The sequence below is a fragment of the Pseudomaricurvus hydrocarbonicus genome, assembly GCF_011602365.1.
GTDB classification, from domain to species: Bacteria; Pseudomonadota; Gammaproteobacteria; order Pseudomonadales; family Cellvibrionaceae; genus Pseudomaricurvus; species Pseudomaricurvus hydrocarbonicus.
In genome coordinates, this window is the sequence record NZ_JAAONZ010000002.1 from 217,360 (window position 1) to 235,549 (window position 18,190).

The 18,190-nt window shown below is 51.3% G+C and carries 15 protein-coding genes and 1 tRNA gene; 2 read left to right on the top strand and 14 right to left on the bottom strand.

The genetic code is table 11. The features are described 5' to 3' along the window. Nucleotides 1-243: 243 nt before the first annotated feature. The 12 genes from G8770_RS24490 to G8770_RS03260 form a co-directional block, all read right to left on the bottom strand. Nucleotides 244-1,617, bottom strand: a complete 1,374-nt coding sequence (locus tag G8770_RS24490; RefSeq protein WP_167181706.1) for an AgmX/PglI C-terminal domain-containing protein — start codon at nucleotides 1,615-1,617, stop codon at nucleotides 244-246. 9 nt (nucleotides 1,618-1,626) lie between these two features. Further along, complete coding sequence (locus G8770_RS03210; protein ID WP_208022017.1) at nucleotides 1,627-2,124, bottom strand: ExbD/TolR family protein; 498 nt, start codon at nucleotides 2,122-2,124, stop codon at nucleotides 1,627-1,629. Continuing rightward, a complete protein-coding gene (locus tag G8770_RS03215) occupies nucleotides 2,121-2,615 on the bottom strand; it encodes an ExbD/TolR family protein (protein WP_167181708.1) in 495 nt (164 codons plus the stop codon). The genes G8770_RS03210 and G8770_RS03215 overlap by 4 nt, the downstream gene beginning before the upstream one ends. Nucleotides 2,616-2,706: 91 nt before the next feature. Continuing rightward, complete coding sequence (locus G8770_RS03220; RefSeq protein WP_208022018.1) at nucleotides 2,707-3,366, bottom strand: MotA/TolQ/ExbB proton channel family protein; 660 nt, start codon at nucleotides 3,364-3,366, stop codon at nucleotides 2,707-2,709. Between the two features lie 55 nt (nucleotides 3,367-3,421). After that, entirely contained in the window at nucleotides 3,422-3,685 is a 264-nt protein-coding gene (locus tag G8770_RS03225) for a hypothetical protein (protein WP_208022019.1), read from the bottom strand. Nucleotides 3,686-3,716: 31 nt separating this feature from the next. After that, nucleotides 3,717-4,388: a tetratricopeptide repeat protein gene (locus tag G8770_RS03230; protein WP_167181712.1), complete on the bottom strand. Its 672-nt coding sequence runs from the start codon at nucleotides 4,386-4,388 to the stop codon at nucleotides 3,717-3,719. Between the two features lie 271 nt (nucleotides 4,389-4,659). Continuing rightward, nucleotides 4,660-7,995, bottom strand: coding sequence for a tetratricopeptide repeat protein (locus G8770_RS03235; RefSeq protein ID WP_167181714.1), 3,336 nt, complete (start codon nucleotides 7,993-7,995; stop codon nucleotides 4,660-4,662). Then, a complete protein-coding gene (locus G8770_RS03240; protein WP_167181717.1) occupies nucleotides 7,992-10,115 on the bottom strand; it encodes a tetratricopeptide repeat protein in 2,124 nt (707 codons plus the stop codon). The genes G8770_RS03235 and G8770_RS03240 overlap by 4 nt, the downstream gene beginning before the upstream one ends. After that, nucleotides 10,116-10,643: a hypothetical protein gene (locus G8770_RS03245; RefSeq protein WP_167181719.1), complete on the bottom strand. Its 528-nt coding sequence runs from the start codon at nucleotides 10,641-10,643 to the stop codon at nucleotides 10,116-10,118. 555 nt (nucleotides 10,644-11,198) lie between these two features. Beyond that, nucleotides 11,199-11,666, bottom strand: coding sequence for a hypothetical protein (locus tag G8770_RS03250; protein WP_167181721.1), 468 nt, complete (start codon nucleotides 11,664-11,666; stop codon nucleotides 11,199-11,201). Between the two features lie 321 nt (nucleotides 11,667-11,987). Next, nucleotides 11,988-12,854 carry a hypothetical protein gene (locus G8770_RS03255; RefSeq protein ID WP_167181723.1) on the bottom strand — a complete coding sequence of 289 codons (867 nt, stop codon included), beginning with the start codon at nucleotides 12,852-12,854 and terminating at the stop codon, nucleotides 11,988-11,990. A gap of 1,184 nt (nucleotides 12,855-14,038) precedes the next feature. Then, a tRNA-Arg gene (locus tag G8770_RS03260) sits at nucleotides 14,039-14,115 on the bottom strand. 710 nt (nucleotides 14,116-14,825) lie between these two features. Between G8770_RS03260 and G8770_RS03265 the strand changes: the two genes are divergently transcribed. Continuing rightward, nucleotides 14,826-15,290, top strand: a complete 465-nt coding sequence (locus tag G8770_RS03265) for a PEP-CTERM sorting domain-containing protein (protein WP_167181725.1) — start codon at nucleotides 14,826-14,828, stop codon at nucleotides 15,288-15,290. A 439-nt stretch (nucleotides 15,291-15,729) separates the two neighbouring features. On the opposite strand, the gene G8770_RS03270 is transcribed toward G8770_RS03265, so the two are convergent. Next, the gene (locus tag G8770_RS03270; protein WP_167181727.1) at nucleotides 15,730-16,017 is read right to left on the bottom strand and encodes a DUF1330 domain-containing protein; all 288 of its coding nucleotides are present in this window, start codon (nucleotides 16,015-16,017) and stop codon (nucleotides 15,730-15,732) included. A gap of 382 nt (nucleotides 16,018-16,399) precedes the next feature. Between G8770_RS03270 and G8770_RS03275 the strand changes: the two genes are divergently transcribed. Then, the gene (locus G8770_RS03275) at nucleotides 16,400-16,696 is read left to right on the top strand and encodes a hypothetical protein (protein ID WP_167181729.1); all 297 of its coding nucleotides are present in this window, start codon (nucleotides 16,400-16,402) and stop codon (nucleotides 16,694-16,696) included. Nucleotides 16,697-16,806: 110 nt separating this feature from the next. Here the strand turns inward: G8770_RS03275 and pepQ are convergent, their stop codons facing one another. After that, nucleotides 16,807-18,174, bottom strand: a complete 1,368-nt coding sequence (gene pepQ / locus G8770_RS03280; RefSeq protein ID WP_167181731.1) for a Xaa-Pro dipeptidase — start codon at nucleotides 18,172-18,174, stop codon at nucleotides 16,807-16,809. Nucleotides 18,175-18,190: the final 16 nt, after the last annotated feature.

Genomic DNA, 18,190 nt, shown 5'->3' on the forward strand with positions numbered 1-18,190 from the left:
ACGTGATCAATACGTGATTAAGGACAAACGATACTATTCTATTTTTTCAAAAAAAAATCAGGCGCCAAGTGTAAAATTTTTGAAGTGTTAAATCGTTACTTTCAGGATGTGACGTGGACCGACTTTTTGGTAATAAAGAAGGCTTGGCTCACGTCCACTATCGATACCACAGGGTTCAGAACGAAACGTCAAAACCCTGTGGCAATATCACTTATGCCTTCACCTGTGTCGCTTCCAGGACCATCAGGCCGCTGGCAGGAAATCGATTGGATAAAGAATGGTGACCGTCGGCACACCTTCTTTGGGTCCAAAGTTGAAACGCTTGACCCGATTCAAGACCCCGGAGACCAACTGCTGTGAATTCATGTTGGTTGATTCAACCGCGGCAAAGGACACGGCCCCATTCGGCTCAATGGTAATTCTCAGGACCATCTTGCCTTTCAGCATTGGGTCTTTACGCAATTCCAGGTTGTAAATCCGATAGAGTGTTGCCTTATAGCGGTCAAACACAATCTGGATTTCTTCATCGGTCCGTGAAGGGCCAACGCCGTCACTCAGTGGGCGATCATCCGCCACCATATCGGTACCAATCGCACTGGTAACTCGTGAGAAAGACTTGCCGGTACCCATCCGGCTACCAGCTGTGCCACCGATACCACGACTGAGCGCGGCACTGTTAATCCCGCCACTGGTCGCTTTCGCCTGCGACATCACCAGGCTGCGACTGGATTCACCCTTCGCCGAAGCCGCTTTATTGGTCAAGCTGGCCGATGCCCCCAGCCTCTGATCAACGTCATCGGACAACAAATCACTGAAACTGTCTTTAAAGGCCAGCACACCGGAAGCCTCCGCTTTCTTACGGGCCACCTCTTTCTGTTGTGGTGCCGGTTTGGGCTTGGGCTTGTCTTTTGCCACCTTTTGCTCGTTCTTCTTCGGCTCTTCCTTGGGCTCTGGTTTCTTCACCGGCGGCTTGGGCTTGGGTTTATCTTTTTTCACCATCTGCACAAGATGTTCAGGCACCTCGATTTCTTCCTTGGGAATTTCCGGTATTTCCCAAAAGACGATCAACATATTCAGCAGCACCAGAAAGGCCAGCATGCCGCCCATCGCCTTGCGATAACGGATCTGATCTTCCTTTTGCTTAAGCCAGGGCATAAGCATTGGCCGGAAAGGCAATTCCCGCTCTTCTCTCTCGACGATATACTCAGATTGCTGCTGCTCTTCCTGAAGCAGTACATCATCAAGCAGATAACTCAGGTCACCTATCGCACCGTGCTCTGCATCAACTTGCTGTTGCAGCACTTCCTGTTCGTTGCGGATTGCATCAAGCTGCTGCTGAAAGCCCGCAATCTGATGCTGAACACGGGACAAATGCTTTTTCTGATATTCCGGCGGGATTTTCGCCCCCCAAAAAAGCGACGCCTGACCCATTTCGTCCAGCTGATGCAACGACGAACAGATGTCCCCCAACAATTGAAATTGCTGGCCAGAGTCAAGTTTAGCCTGCAGCTCCTGTGCCTTTTCATCCAACTGCTGATGCAAATCCTGCAGCCGGCCTTCAGCACCCTGAAGCCTTGCTTCAAGTTCCAGTCTTTCTTTATCCAGAGAAATCGTCACGGAATCACACTAACTTTGCGTAGCTTTTTGGTTAACGGCGAGAGATATTTTGGTATACCCCACATTCGTACAGGCTGACATCAAGGCTTTCAACACATTAAACGGGACCTTCTGATGTGCCATTATGGTCACTTCGTTATTTTTCGCCTCAGACTCAGCATTTAAACCCAGCGCACTTTCTTTGATACTGGTTAGCTTGTCTGTTAATGGTGCTGTTAAATTGGCGTCTTTATCCAACGCATCCATGGTGTTCATCAGCGGCTCACCATCGATTGAAACGATCTCGGGACTCACCATCACAACAACTGTCTGTCTGGGTTTTGCTTCGGCGACAGAATCCGGAAGGATCACATCCTTGGGCGGTTCTACCACCTGCACTGACGATTGATTCACCAACAGATACAACACAAGAATGGTAAATACATCCATCAAAGAGGTCAGGTTCAGTCCCGGGGCTTTATTCCGGCGAGCCCGGTCCATTCGTTTAATTCGACGGGTATTTTTCATGGTGCATCACCCAGAGAAATTTTTGGAAACAACGAAATGCGCTCAATATCTTCCTGCTCCGGGAGTTTCACTTCGGCAATTTTCACCGCATCCATAACCCGTATGACATCTTCGTATTCAATATCAGGCTCGATCAGAATAATCGCGTCTTCTTTCTCTTTGTATTGATCTTTTAACGCCAGTAACTTTTCGGAAAGCGATTGAAAGTCATGTTTGTCTTCTACTTTATTGATGGTGTCGGTAATCCTGTCACCGTCGGTGATCTGCAGCTTATCCTGCCTCAGAATCACTTCAATCGTTACCAGAGGTTTGTCTGGCGCCGCACCACCGGCAGCCTGCTGGGGAAGATTCAGCTCCTGGATAGTGATGCGAGAGAACACAGCGGTAATCAGCAAAAAAGGAATCAACACCACCATCAAATTAAGGAACGTGGTGACGTCAATCTCTGCCTGATCCTTGTTGCGTTTGTAATGATGTCTTCTGGCTCTCATATCTCGGCTTCTATTCTCTTAGCGCTTCTGCTTTGTCAGCAGCACAATATCGGCTGCGTTCAATCCATAACCTGCTTAGACACAGTCTTGTTTACGCGGCTTTCACCAGCTCCGGACGCTTGGCTTTGCGGGAAATAACGTTCAGGGTGCGCACAGAAACCATTTCCAGACTGTCAACAATGGCCCCACACTTGGAATTCATATACGAGTGAATAAACAACAGCGGGATGGCGGTAATCAGACCGAAAGCCGTGGTGTTCATGGCGATGGAGATACTGGCGGACAGCAAGTCAGCTTTCTCGGCCGGGTTGGCGCTGGCCACAGCGTTAAATGCCGCGATCAAACCCAAAATTGTACCCAACAGGCCCAACAAAGTGGAAATATTGGCGTACAAGGCAATGGAAGCGATACGTTTTTCGAGCATCGGGATAATGCCCATCATCTCTTCTTCCATGGCAATCTCAATGTCTTCACGACGGCGGACACTGCCCTGAAGAGCCAGCCCGGATTCGAGCAATTTACTCACCGTCGAACTGTCGTCTGCGGTAATTTTCATCGCTGCATCAAAATCACCTTTTGCCAGTACAGGCTGAATCCGCTCCCAAACCTGCTTGTTGGCCAGTTCGATTTTGGTTAACTTGACGAAACGTTCTATACCGGTAGCCAAACCTATTGCACCGACAATCATAATCGGATACATCCAGAAACCACCTTCCAGGAAGAAGGCCACAATCGTATCAATAAAGCCCATTTAACTTTTCCCCTTGCGTACTCGCGTTAGACGTTTATGTCGTAAAAAAATGATGTTATTCACTGCTTCTGATTTCAAAATAATCCAGCTCACGGTTCAGAACCTCTTTATCAATGGGCCTTAACGACCCGTCGAGAAGCCCTTGAGCCGTCAGGCCCGACTCAAAACCAATTTCTGAACTTTTCCAGGGCACAATAAAGAGCGATTTTGGCGCCTCATCATTACCAACAATGGACATCCCGGAGATCGTCTTGGGCTCTTGTTTTTCCGACTCGTCAGCGGCCATTAATTCCGCTGAAACCAGTCCAAGAACCACCATACAACTAACCGCTAGCCATTTTCTCATCACCCTACCCCTGTATTTTTTGACGCAATGTGGCAATCCACACCTTAACCGCATCATCGTCAGGATTGGCTTGATAGTAGATTTCATAGTGCTCGATCGCACACGCCGGATCATTCAGGTAGAGATCACAGAGAATGCCGTAGTTGCGGTGAGCCGGCATAAATTCCGGATATTGAGTCACGACTCGTTCAAACAGTTCGCGCGCCTCCTGAAATCGCCCCACACTGCGGTAAAACAGCGCAAATTCATTCAGAGTGACCGGGTGATTGGGATTGATCTCAAGCGCCTTAAGAAAACTGGCCTCCGCCTTGTCGTGGTTTTCCATGCGGTAATACGCCACACCCATATTGATGTAGGGGGCAGAGTTGTTGTCCGTATTTTGGGCAACGGATTCCAGCAGCTGAATGGCCAATTCATACTGCCCTTCCTGCAACAATTTGACCGCCTTATCGAAGTCTCTGCGAACGGACAGGTCGACACTTCTGTTTTCAACCAGATAAATACTGTCTTCCGATTGCTGAGGAGACGCCTGCTGCACCACCGAGGTACAACCGGAAAAGAAGATGAAGGAAATAACCAGTGCGGCAACCTGACCCTTGGCCCGATAGAATCGAACGAGCCGGAAGGATCGACACAAAAACTGTTCGGCTTGAGTAAAGACCAATTTATTCCCCAATGTGTAAGCCCTAAATCCCTGTATTAAATTTTTATGGCTGTTTGAATGCTCTTTAAGATCGCCTGTAAAAACCCCAAATAAAAAAGCACTCTTTTTAGTTGTAAAACATTATCGTGGTTTTGTTCAGACCAGTCTGTTAACACGCTAGCAATTTAACCAACGCATCAGACTTTTAACTTTATAAAGAAACACCATTGCGAGAATTTTGGAATATCAACTGAACGGCAAATATCCATCAACCGCGCCCGCTATCACTGTGTGAAAAATACCCTCACACATCCTGAGCCACGGGCTCCGCTGCTACAGTCTCCTCACCGCCATCCGACTTAACAGAACCTTCGGCAGCGTCTGCTTCCAAGCTTTCATTACCATCAGTGACCCCTACCTCAGCATCCTCTTGCGCACTGCGGCTTAAACCATCATCCATCAAATTGTCTTGCACCGAATCGGTTTGCACCTGATCAGCGGACTTAACCTCCGCCACAACCGGCTTTTCAATGATGTAACGGAACGAATCGATGGACTCGACGAAGCCAACATGCTCCTCATCCCTCGCATACAGCGCCGGAAACAATACCGCCAGCTTTGCAATGCTCTTGTCTATCCAGGTACTGTAAACACCGATATAGAGCAACTCGATATTTTTTCGATGCACCGCAATGGCTTTTTCTTCAAAGGGGAAAATCTGATCTTCCAGTGCCAGCTCATACTCTTCCAGCTCCAGGTCACTGAGATTTTTGGGGCGCTCAGAGTCCTTCAGGCTGCGACTGAAATTCAGATAAATCTCGGCCATGTAATAGGTGGAGGCCGCCGTGATATCAGCCACCTCATAATCCAGCAGCGTGGTGTAGGCCTTAACCGCTTTTTTCATCAACGCTTTTTTCCGATCCAGGTTCTTTTTGATCGGCAGAACAATTTTCGCCTCAGCAAACTGGTCAAACAGCGGCTGGGTCAGGGTCAGCGAGGCCTCTGCGGCCAGATATTTGGTGCGGTCTGTTCGCTCTTTACCGGCAGAGCGGTCTATGGATACGATCGCCCTGAGTGTGGCCATGTGATTTTTACCATCACCGCTCGACAGATAAACTGCGGCCATCTTGCTGTAAATTTCCAGAGCGCTTTCGATGGGCGAGGGAAACGCCGTGACGAATCGCTTATACACCGCCAACTGCTTATCCGGCACCCCAGCCTCTTCATACAGCTCTGCAGCCAACAGCATCGCGCCACGACGCACTTCATTATCTTGAGATTCGGAAGCAATCCGCTCGTATTCCGCCCCCGCCAGCTCAGCCTTACCATCTGACTTATAGACGAAAGCCATTTTTTTGGTGATTTCAGGCTGGAACTCATGCTCCGGGAAATTCTGCCGGAAATTCAGCAACACCGCTGTCGCCCTTCCCCAGTCCTGCAACTCAATCAGTGCTGAAGCCGCGTCAAATTCGGCATTGGGCCGGATTTTAGATGCTGGCGCCAGGACGGCAATGCGCAGAAAGTGATCCGCCGCGGCTTGATATTCACCCGCCAGATTTGCCTGCTCCCCCTGCTTGTAAATAGAACCGGCCAGGTTATCGAATAGATCCTTACGCGATTTATCCTCAACCGGCGTAAGCTCAAGCACCTGTGAATAGCCATGCTCCGCCTGAGCATACTCTTGCAAGTCAAAGGAGCCGTGCCCCACCACCAACCAGGCAGAACGGGTAATTTGCACATCGGAGGCCGGATAGCGTTCGAGCAGTTTTTGAGCGGTCGACACGGCCAGTGAATAATTTTTCATCTCGTACAAATCATCAGCCGCCGCCCCCAGTACCAGCGCCACCTTTTCGTGATCGGGATAGGTATCGGCAAAACGTAAAGACGTCTCGACAATTTTTTGTTTCAACGCCTCTGGCGAAACCGCTTTCAACGCCTTCAAGTGTTCACGGTAGGCGTACACTGCGGCATAGCCCGCCTCCGCAGACTGTTCATGCAGAGGATAGTTGTAGGAGGTAATCTCATAGGCCTTGGCCGCATCGCCAAAGTCCTTGTTCTCCATCATCAAATCAGCCATCTGATAATTGATGCCGGGGGTTTCATCACCCTGCGGGAAAGACGCCAGGTACTTGCGATACCAAATCAACGCTTCGGTGTAGCTCACCGGCTTTTCTTTGACGAAGCGCTTGTCTTGATAGAGTGCGTGATAATGATTTGCCAGGTCTTTCAGGTTGGACTTCAGGAACCCCACCACTTCCGGTCGACTGTCCAACTCAAAGTGCTGCCAGTACTCCGCCTCCAGAGCATAGGTATGGGCAAATTCTTTTTTGCTCTCAATCACCAATTGTGCAAACCGCCCCTGGTGATAAATCTCAATCACGCGCATGGCAAAATGCGGGGAGATTTCATCAAACGGGTGACCGGCAATAAAGGTTTTATAAGAACCCGCCGCATCGGCATAGCGACGCTTGTCCAGATAAAATTCACCCAGATTGCTGTAAACCTTGTCTTCATAGCTGCGCGGCCCGTTGCGGGTAAAGAAGTCTGCCACTTCCTCTGGACCACCCAGATTTGAGAAACTGAGGCTGATCACCCGGTAGGTGTCATCCACCAGCTTACTGTCGATAGGGTCATGCTCCTGGTCGAAGTCATAACCAATAGACACCTTGTAATCCAGCAGGGCAATGTAACGCGATATGGCTTCCCCGTAGAGGTGCTGCTTATAGAAGCTCCACCCCAGTTTATACAGTGCCAATTCGTAATAATGGGAATTCGGCCCCATATCCACGATGGTTTGATAGGCCTGCTCTGCGTTCAGATATTGCTTGCGGGTAAAATAGAACTCGGCACGGCGAAACTGAATCTCGTCCATGTAACGTGAAACCGGATAGGTCTGGATGAACTGGTTCATCACCGTCATGGCCTCTTCGACCTGCCCCAGCTCCTCGTAGGCTCTGGACATCTGGTACAACACCTGATCGTTACGATCGTACAGCGGGTATTCTTTCAGCAGTTTTTTATACAGGGCAATGGCCTGTCGGGCATTGGCGTTTTCAAGATCACTGGCCGCGCCGGGATGATCCTGCAGCGAGGGGCTCTCACTGTCAGCCAGGCCTTTCAGCCCACTGACCCGCGCCTCAAATTCTTGTTCAGATTCTTCAAATTGACTGGCATCTGCCAATTGACGGCCTGACGCCGGCTCCATTACGCCAGAAGCGTTTGCAGCATCCAGCTTGGCCACTTGCTGCTTACTCTGTTCTGACATGCCCTGTTGTGACATGCCCTGTAGCGGCTTGCTCTGATGTGGCTTGCTCAACTGCGCCTTACTCAGTTGAGCTTTTGAGGCCGCATCCGCTGCATCCACGCCTGTGTTGTCAGCCCCCACGTAACCGTATTCTTTTTCGATCGACAGGTCGGCAATTCGACGAATGGCGTCCGGTGTCATAGCGGATTCCGGCGTCTCCTCCAGAAACACCCGATAACTGTTCATCGCCTTGTCGAGCCCATCCTCTACCGTTGCGTCTTCAATCACCATGTCGACATTGCGCAGCTCGGCGAGGGTACCGCGTTCCTGCACCACACTACAGGAGGCTGTCATCAGCGAGGCGCCTAACAGCAGCGAAATACGATAGCGACTCACAACACACCTCGCTCAGCAGCAGCAGCTTGAGTTGGCTCGACCAATGGGGGCTCTGTGATTGGCGACTCAACCTCGGCGGCAGCCGGCTTGGCACTGTCAGGCTGCGGCTTGTTCAACTTATCGGCATCTGATTGAGCCGCATCCGGCTGCACGGCATCTTCCTGTTGTAAACCCGGTGATCGTTGATCCGGTGTTCGCTGATCCGGGGTTGGCGGTTCTGACGACGGCTTATCTTGCTGCGCCATGCCCTCGCTGGAGATGCCCGACTTTTTCATCGTCGCGCGATCATAGCTTTCCGCCAGGGCAAAGCGGGCTTTCACCTGTGCCACTTCCAGCTGTTGACTGCGCTTTTGTAATTCATCAATCGCCATCATTTCCAGCATCCGTCCCTGACGCAACATCAACGTCTTCACCGTTGCCTGAGCTCGCTCTGTTTTCTGGCGCATATGAGTGATTTGCTGGTCATAGCCCTGATAACTTTGCGTCGCGGCCTGGCGAGTACGGACAAACGAATTGTAGATTTCGTTGAGACGAGCAATGTCCTTATCCAGTTCAATCAGGTGCTCAAAGGTCGTGGTCAGGCGCTCATGATATTCGGTTTCCCACTGCCAGGTGAGAACCCCTTTCAATCGATTTATTCGCCTCTGCCCATCTTCACTGCGAGCTACATCGGTACTTTCAGCGGCTTCGATCGCGCGCATCATCAGGCGTTCTTGGGAGGTAGCGAGAAAATCCGGGCGCGGGGCCACCAGCATGGCCTGCAACCGACGGTCGATGCGGTCACGCTGTTCGAGACGCAGATTAATCAGGGAGTCGAGCTTGCGGAACTGCTCATCAATCGCCGGCAGCAAGGGCTCATAATAACGCCGGCGCAGGTCAATCACGTCTTCGAACGCTGCATAATCATCCACCCAGCGTTCCAGCTTCTTGCGCAGCTGCTCAAGGTCAAAATAGTTCTGCAACGACGACTGAAAGTCGTGGGAGGCCATCAAATCCATTAAATAATAGGTTTCAGGGGTTTCTGGCAGCTCGCGCAGCTTGATCACCCAGTTGCGGTCGAGCTTGATTTCTTCGCGAACCAGCGCCTCCAGAAAGTTCCCTTCACGAATGCTGGCAATAGACGCATCCAGACGGTCCAGCTCGGCATTCATCATCGACAGCGCATGCCCATAGCCCAGAGCCGCCTTGCCAAATAAGCCCAACTTGCCATAGGCATAAGGCACACCCAGCAAGGCATTTTGCACCGCCGGATCGGTGACATGGCGCTGACTTAAAATCGTCCAGGGGACCAGGGCTTTTTCATAGTCGTCAAAGCTGGCACTCGCCCAACCCAAGCCCAACAAAGCCCTGTTCGAATAGGGTCCATCAAGACGAACCCGCTCCAGAAATTGAGTCGCCGCCTGGGGCTCACCCGCGTCCATCAAGCGACTGCCCAGAGTGAGGTTAGCCCTGTCCTTCATCGCCAAAACAGCGCGGTCATCCGAATTTAATCGACCCACACTGTCAAGCGTTAAGCCAGCCGCCTTAACACTGCCCTGCGCAATCTGTGACAAGCCCTGATTGAATCCGGCATAGCCTTCATACTCATCGGAACCAGACAGTGACTTAAAGATTTTTTCAGCCGCTTCAAAGCGGCCGTTAACCATATAGATCTGCCCCTTCAGGTAGTCCAGATCATCTTCCAAACCCTCGGGAAGATCACCCTCTACTCGCTCAATGGCATGGAAGGCGTTTAGGTTTTGCTCTTTTTGGAAATAGATTTTTGCCAGGCGATAGATCGCCTCATTGCGCACTTCGGGCTCAACGTTGCCCTCAATCACGGCCTTGATAGCCCGCCCGGCCTGACGGTGCACACGATAGGACAACTCAAAATCGCCCACCGAGAACTCGGCATCATTGACATAGTAATGCAGCTGGTCGAGCTGTGGCTCATCGACGCCATGGTGCAGCTTTAATTCGGTGTCCAGACGGGAGATCGCGTCAAACCACTCATCCTGAGACGCGTAGAACAGCGCCTCGCCAAAGAAGGCGTCGCGAGGAGAATCAATTTTTTCAGACCCAGCCTGAACCAACAGACTGAATGGCAGAAACAGCAGGCTGAGAGCACGTGTGCGCATCATTTATCGATCGGAGAATTCGATGCCGTTGGAACCGATCGCAGATTCGATCAACTTGATCTCCACAAAACCGGGCCCGACACCTTTGCTGAACGTATAATCAGCGACTTCGGTAAACTTGTTACCCAGCGCCGACTTACCCTTGAATCCTACTTTGATGAGATGTTCGCCGTTGCGGACATTGCCCGTATAGATCCGCTGCAAGCCCCCATCGCGCAGGGCTTCCTGCTCTTTAAAAGAATAGATGTGGTGAGCAACCAACTTGCCATCCACTTCAATTTCAGCCGCATCAAGCTGAAAATCATCGTCGGCGGCCAAAGAAATGAACAGGGAAACCTGGGTATTGGAAGGAAACAGCAACTTCTCTTCGAGCAGATTTAACTCGGTAGAAATTGCCAAAACGTCGGATTTGATGTCCTGAACCTGTTCATCCAGGCCCTTGATCTGCTCTTTGGACACCTCTGCCGCCAGACCTGGCAAGGCCACGGAAGCCGCACACAGCAACAACAACACTTTCACAACATTCAACATAAGCTGACTTGGCGCCCCCAATAAACCCCAACGTTATAGCCTTTAAAATCGACAGCTTGACTGAATTTTTTCAGTGCCTGCCATCCAATAGCAGAGTCTTTTCCATCAATGAAAGAGTCTGATGTTTATGAAATTCTTTTTTTTCTTTCTAAACTGCAAAACCTGCACACGACAAAACAAGTGCAAAGAAAAAACAGTAACAAGCAGAGTGGCGCCGATTATAACAACGGTCCAAGCCGTTACCAGACGTTCACCAGGTGTTTTCAGGCTGCTGGCGAGGTCTTTTCTGTAAACACCAACTCGATCACAACTCGCATAAAAACTACATCGCCTTATGCTCGGAACTTATACCGCAATGACAGGCACACTTTATAATTTATTGCGATGAAGACAGATATTGGAACTGACGCAGAAGCAGAAACAACGGCCCACAACCAACCAACACCGGACTAAAATCCAGCCCAATGGATCAATTAACAGGCAAAGAAATCGCGAACGCTTTCAATAAAAACACAATCGGGTTGAATAAAAAACCTCAACCCCGACTGACTGTGATCAGGAACAAAACTCCCCTCGAGCCACTTTTAACTCGATAAAAGCGTGTCGCCCCTCTTCGTAGGATTTAATCAAAACCTTGAGATGTTGATTGCTGTGCAGTCGACTTTCACGGTCATTCAGATCAAAACTCTGACCTTCACCAAACAAATCAACCGCGGTTTCCTTAATGCTTTTCCAATCTTTTTTGTGCTGGGAAAACCAACGCTTTTTCGGGTAGCGCAAATTTAAGACAACCTGCACCACCTGGTCCTCGCTGCGTAAAATGTCCACCCAACTTTTGTACGAACCCTGCCAATTAAAAACATGGGATTCTTGTGAAGGCTGCCAAGGCAGCTGCGAGTAGGGCTGCATCGTTTTTTCAGACACATTGGCTTCGCAATGAGTCAGCCACTCCAGTATTTTGAAATACAGGTTATCCCGAACCGATTCGGTGGTGATGGAAAACAGTGAAATCGCGTCTGACATACGTTCCTTGAAGTAGCGCACTAGGAGAGAACATCCTACAGCGACTCTCAACCAGAAAAGCACGAATCATCGAGCAACACGGTGTGACAGACCGCTCAAATGCGGCGTTGAATTCAACTACGCCAGCCAAGCCGATTAAATTACAACCAGCCTGGACAGCAAAACAACGGCCCCGGAAGCACCACCCGCTTCACCTTTCGCAGAGTCCTTTAGGGCACATCCCTTATGAACAATCCCTTATGAAGAACCCAGCGCAGGGTGGCTCATAAAGCGGCTTTATTGAAGCCTTTATGGTTAACCGAAGCTATGCCTTTACCCAGTCTATGGCCTGCCGGTGCCCCGGAGATCGTCGAAGAAGGCCTGCATGTTTTCCGCCAATGCCTCACTCAATTCACGCCACTCCTGTAGATACTCACCCACGACCCGCTCATCCAGCAAGGCCAGTTGTGACTGCGCCATACCGGCGGCCATTCCGCCTTCGGCGATGGCATCCAGGCTGGGCTCATCCAGGCGCTCGCCGCTGTCTCTCAGGCCGGTCACCACCTGCTCCAGCTGCTGCTTTTCCCGGCGAGACAACTGCGCCTCCTTATCGTCCAGCACCTGCTCCACCGAATCCGCAAACGCCTCCAAATACTCGCTGAGCTGCTCACTGTAATCCTCAATCGCCTCGGTCGCCTGCTGCTCGAACGATTCCGACATAACCTGTAACTGCTGGCTCAAACGCTCGACTTCCGGCTCGGCCTCTTGCCGCGAAGCTTCAAACCGCTCCGAAATGGCCTCGCCAATACGCCCGAACAGTGCGCCCAGCTCGCCACCGGTAAGCTGCCGACCAGTACGAACATAATCTACCCGCCAGGCATCCTCCCGACGCACCAGATAGGTCACCAGCTCACGCCGCTCTTCTCGCACCTGAGTCACGCGCGACAAGGTCGACACCACACTGGCCCGATCGTCCTCTATCACCACCCTGCCCCAACTGGCTTCAAAACCCTGCCAATCCCGGCCAAAACCATCAAAGCCCTCCACATCCGTGAGCGTGGACAACGCCACCACGGTATCGGCATCGCTACTGACTACCGCCTGCCAAAAAGCCTCCGTCACCGCTTGCGGCGTTTTGGGAGCCCCACAGGCCGACAGTAAAAGGATGGAAAGGATTAAACCCGGAATAGATAGCTGATTCGTTTTCATTGGCTTTATGTCTTGCAAGAGAGTGTGTAAATGGGTGTGAACTGAAAATTTGAGGGAAAGAATTTAACCAGCTTTCGCATCACGAAGGGGGGTGAATTTTGTCTAGTGAGTCACAGAAGTTGAGTTAAATCGAGGTAGTGATGGCAGCGGGCCGAGGTTCTTGCTGACCCTTTTCGACAGAGTTACACAAAAAAGTCCGGCACAGGGCCGTCATTTGCATATGGGATTCGTGTTAGCCACGCGAGAATGGACTGCTTTGCAATCAATCGACCAATTTGACGGGATCAAATTTGGACTTCGACGAAGCCCGAAGGGTGAGGTGCAGGACGCACCGAATCAACCTGGGGAGGTTCTTGCCGACCACATTCGACAGAGTTAAACAAAAAAGCCCGGCACAAGGCCGACTGGATGCGCTCGGATATAGATTCGGGGTAGTTAAGTAGCTGGATTGTGCCACCGATCCGGGAGGATGGACTGTTAAAAGCCTAGGGGCTTTTAACACCCTGCGGGCGCCCTTGGCGGTCTTGATTGCCTTGCAATCAATCGACCAATTTGACGGGATCAAATTTGGACTTCGACGAAGCCCGAAGGGTGAGGTGCAGGACGCACCGAATCAACCTGAGGAGGTTCTTGCCGACCAAATACGACAGAGTTAAACAAAAAAGCCCGGCACAGGGCCGACTGGATGCGCTCGGATATAGATTCGGGGTAGTTCAGTAGCTGGATTGTGCCACCGATCCGGGAGGATGGACTGTTAAAAGCCTAGGGGCTTTTAACACCCTGCGGGCGCCCTTGGCGGTCTTGATTGCTTTGCAATCAATCGACCAATTTGACTGGATCAAATTTGGACTTCGAAGAAGCCCGAAGGGTGAGGTGCAGGACGCACCGAATCAACCTGGGGAGGTTCTTGCCGACCACATTCGACAGAGTTAAACAAAAAAGCCCGGCGCAAGGCCGACTGGATGCGCTCGGATATAGATTCGGGGTAGTTCAGTAACTGGATTGTGCCACCGAGCCGGGAGGATGGACTGTTAAAAGCCTAGGGGCTTTTAACACCCTGCGGGTTCGCTGCGCGAAGTCCCGATTGCTGTGCAATCGGTCGAACCTGGGGAGTTCCTCACCCGACCGGAGTGAACCGGTTAAACAAAAAAGCCCGGCGCAAGGCCGGGCTTTTTTGTTTAATATGGCGCATCCGGGAGGATTCGAACCTCCGACCGCTCGGTTCGTAGCCGAGTACTCTATCCAGCTGAGCTACGGATGCGTTGTCAGGGCGCGCATATTAAGGAAGCCAGGCTCTGGAGTCAAGTACAGATAGAGTGGTTCTTAACATAAGGAAAATTCACCAGGCAAGCCCCTCAAAATCCGAGCGCTGTATGCAATAGCCTCGCATCTCTGCTCAAATTATGAACAACCCGCACAATCTGTGCCTGCCATTTAACCCCTCGCTTAATAGCTTCAGAACTTACTTTATTGATGCCGATATTATCGTGCTGATTGTCATGCACAGACCTCACGAGCAACCAAACTCTCCGTCTGAAACATTCTATTATCAGTGTGTATCGCGCAATGTCAGATGGGCCATGGTGTGTGGAGCGCGCCGCGCATTGAACCTCAATTCAACCTCTATTATTGCCCTTTCAAGATACCTTCAACCCCACAGAACAACACGGCCGGCCTTACTCGATGAGTGATTACTTGCAACTGGTCGACTGTACCGGACGAGCTATTAATAGCGGGACATCCGCCATAACTGTCAAAAAAATTTACAATCTCACGCGCAGCGAGTCCCATTGATACTGCAACCCACTGATATCTCTGGCCTTTAAATTATTGGTACAAAACCTGCTTATAAGGTTTCTTTGGCTTTAAACAAACGCGACAACTCCATGGAAGAGCTGCTGGACACCACGCCAGGACTTAACCACCCATAACATCATCGTTAATTCCCGACACTTATTGGACCCAGCCACAATGAATAAATACCTGTTTGCCCTGTTAATACTATTGCCACTGCAATCCCAGGCTCTGCTGATTAATACCAGCGTTGGTGACTATAACGTGAGTACTGTCACGGGTACCTATTCCGACCTCAGCGGCACCCTCAACAGCAACATCTGGATGAACAATGGCAATCTGGCTCTGGAGTTTTCCACTGCAGCAGGCACCTCGCTGGGTGATCCTGGCCCGCTCTTTCTGTTCAGCTGGGGCCAAGCCATCACAACTTTTCCCAATGGTCAGGTCGACATATTCCAAAGCCTCGCCTGGGCGCAGGAGGGCTTCACCAATGGCTGCTCCGACTCCGACTGCTTTTCCCGCGAATACATCTATGCCGTGGCTTCAGCAGTGACAGACAACAACGGTACAGTGCCCGTACCCAGCAGCTTGCTGTTGCTGCTCGCGGGCCTACTCGGTATGACGATTTTACGCCGCACATAGCGGTGTTTTTGGGGGCGGTGCTTGAGGTCAAAGTAAGAACCCGAAATGTTCAACTTTGATCCCGATTGCCCGGTCAGGGCGATGCATAAACCTCATAACCGGCAGCTTTTCCTGTATATTTTTTTGATACTCAAATCTAAAATAACCAGGAAAAATTAACCCCCTACTTATCGATAATCAGCATCTATTCATACCCTGCCTGATAGTTGCCAGTTTTTCAGCGGGTGGCTATGAGGTTAAGATCCATTCAATAGCGTTTCCTTGCAGACCGCCTTTGCCTATTCCATCATGACTCTGGAACATCTGCCACAACACTGATTCCCCTGATGGGCAAGCTGGTAAAGAAGTGACAATAACGTTATAAAGAAATGGCCAAGAACATATCTTGAGGCGGGTAACATTTTACCCACCTCCAGAAGCAGCTTGTCAGCAACTGAGATTAAATCCCTTCAACACTCACAAGACGTGCCGAACTGCACTCATCCCGAATTGGCTTCAGCTCGCGGTAAACATCACCATAGTAGAATTCTTCAAAGGCCTCGACTGAAGGAAACTCAGCGATAACGATTCGGCGTGGCTCCCAATCTCCTTCGTAGACTTTGTGTGGGCCACCCCGGGTCAAGTACTTACCCCCTACGGATTCAACGACCGGCTTGGCTTTGGCCATAAATTCCTGATAGCGCTCCATATTGTAAATTTCAACATCAAAAATCGCATACGCGGCCATGTGTAAAGTACTCCTAAACTATGATTATCTGAGACTGTGGCGCAGTGTCACAGCCATAATTTTTGGTCATCTCATGCAATACAACCAAGGTCAACAATCTACAAGATAGACCGAAAAGTCTGTCAGCTAGGGGACATTTCAGGACTTGGCCATTGAATCCTACCCGAGGTACTGGTTTGTTGGCTCACCGCCTGAATGCGTGCATTGATCTCAATCTTGCCGCCCCACCGCACGAAACCTGCATTGAATGCTGGCACTGAACCCGCAAAACCCAAATAATAGCCCCCGCCGCGACCGACAGATCCATGGGCTATTGCTGATATCGAGCTGTTGATGCTGCCTGTACCACTTAAAAACTTTGTAAGACCACTTTGGGGAAACCATGAAAAAACTGATTTTTAGCGTACTGCTGCTGACGGGCTGTCAGACTGCGGGCCAGCTGGGCCACATGTCCATGTCCGGCATGAACGGACTGTCTTGTGACCAAATTTACGCCGCCTTTAACGCCTACAAACAGGATCGCAATTCGGTCGACGCCTGGGTACAGATGGTCGAAATGATCAATCCAGAACTGGATGTCAGTGCGGTGGCCAACAACACCAGTGCCGCAGAGCGCTACGAGCAAGCCCTGACTTACGTCAATATTGGTTTGGCCGTGCAGGGCTGTCAGCCGCTGTAAGTGATTGGGGCGGTATCCATGCTGCCCCTTTTGTTCATGCCTTCCAGTCCTTTTTTTTCTTCACAGCAGCCTGTACCTCGCCCCTTCGGCGGTGCCTGCCAGTAATCCAGTCAGCAATCCAGGCTGGCGAACGCGTCACGAGTCAGATTGATCACCCGGTCGGGTTTGACCACCACATTGTCCTCAATGCGGATTCCACCAAACGGTCTGAGAGCCTCTACCTGCGTCCAGTTTACCGCACGGCTGTGGTCACTCCTGCGCAAGGCGTCCAGCAGGATATCGATAAAATAGAGGCCGGGTTCAATAGTGAACACCTGATCGACTTCGATACGCCGGGTGGTGCGCAGCGCTTCGTGGCCTTCGGGTGGCGGTACCTTTCCGCCTCGGTCGTTAAGTTGCTGCCCGCCCACATCGTGCACCTGAATGCCCAGGAAGTGACCGAGGCCGTGGGGGAAGAAGCTGCGGGTAATGCCCAGCTCGAAGGCCGCCTCCGCACTCACGGTAATCAGTTTGAACTGTGCCAAAATCTCCGCCAGATACCGATGAGCCTTGAGATGCAGGTCGACGTAGGAAACGCCAACCTCAATCTGCGACACCAGCTTAAGCTGCATGGAGTCCATCGCCTCAATCAAGTGGGCAAATTGCTCCGCCGCCTTGGCGCGTGAACCGGTCATCGCACCGGGCGACAGGTGGGTGCGGGAGACATCCGCTGCGTAGCCCTGACAACTAGCGCCGGCATCAATCAGGAAACTGTTGGCTTGGGTCTGTGACGGACGCTCCGTATTGAGAGTGGTGTAATGCAGAATCGCCGCGCTGCGGTTAAAGGCAATGATATTGCCATAGGGCAGCTGCTGCTCGCCCTGCCCTGCCGCCTTCAAGTAGGCCAGATGGGTGTCGAATTCGCTGCTGCCGGACAAGAACGCCTGCTGCGCGGCAACGTGCGCACCGGCCGCAATGCGGTTAGCCTCGGCCATACAGGCCTGCTCGTAGTCGGTTTTTGCCGCCCGCTGCCAATCCAGGCGTGCCATCAACTCGAGCGGATTGCGCACGCCCAACTCCCAGTCCCCCATCCAGGACGCAGCCTCACCCACAAACGCCGTTTTGCAGGCCGGGTCAACATACGCCTTGGCCTGCTCCGGTGTCTGCAGGGTTTCGATGTCGAAATGTTCAGTCCAATACTCACTCGGCATCGGGGTGACACTGTGCCAGTAGTCAACGGGACGGTAGAGCAACAACAGCGGCTTGGCGTGCAACCGCCAAATCACCCAGGAATTGGGCACATTGCCGACGGGACAGGCAAATTTAAATTGCGGACTGGCGCGAAAGGGATAATCAATGTCGTCGAGAAAATAATACGACACGGCGCCACTGAAGATCAGCAATTGCTCGACCTCAAAACGCTCCAGCACGTGCGTATAGCGCTGTTTGATAGCACTGAAATGCGCGTCGTAATACAATTCTTTGTTGCTGCCCAACATGAAGTATTTTCTCCAT

Bases quoted from the DNA above. Each gene is read 5' to 3' on its own strand.
- G8770_RS03265 (WP_167181725.1), top strand. From the start codon at position 14,826: ATGAATAAATACCTGTTTGCCCTGTTAATACTATTGCCACTGCAATCC.
- G8770_RS03215 (WP_167181708.1), bottom strand. From the start codon at position 2,615: ATGAGAGCCAGAAGACATCATTACAAACGCAACAAGGATCAGGCAGAG.
- G8770_RS03245 (WP_167181719.1), bottom strand. From the start codon at position 10,643: ATGTTGAATGTTGTGAAAGTGTTGTTGTTGCTGTGTGCGGCTTCCGTG.
- G8770_RS03270 (WP_167181727.1), bottom strand. From the start codon at position 16,017: ATGGCCGCGTATGCGATTTTTGATGTTGAAATTTACAATATGGAGCGC.
- pepQ (WP_167181731.1), bottom strand. From the start codon at position 18,174: ATGTTGGGCAGCAACAAAGAATTGTATTACGACGCGCATTTCAGTGCT.
- G8770_RS03220 (WP_208022018.1), bottom strand. From the start codon at position 3,366: ATGGGCTTTATTGATACGATTGTGGCCTTCTTCCTGGAAGGTGGTTTC.
- G8770_RS03275 (WP_167181729.1), top strand. From the start codon at position 16,400: ATGAAAAAACTGATTTTTAGCGTACTGCTGCTGACGGGCTGTCAGACT.
- G8770_RS03210 (WP_208022017.1), bottom strand. From the start codon at position 2,124: ATGAAAAATACCCGTCGAATTAAACGAATGGACCGGGCTCGCCGGAAT.
- G8770_RS03225 (WP_208022019.1), bottom strand. From the start codon at position 3,685: ATGGTGGTTCTTGGACTGGTTTCAGCGGAATTAATGGCCGCTGACGAG.
- G8770_RS03240 (WP_167181717.1), bottom strand. From the start codon at position 10,115: ATGATGCGCACACGTGCTCTCAGCCTGCTGTTTCTGCCATTCAGTCTG.
- G8770_RS03250 (WP_167181721.1), bottom strand. From the start codon at position 11,666: ATGTCAGACGCGATTTCACTGTTTTCCATCACCACCGAATCGGTTCGG.
- G8770_RS03255 (WP_167181723.1), bottom strand. From the start codon at position 12,854: ATGAAAACGAATCAGCTATCTATTCCGGGTTTAATCCTTTCCATCCTT.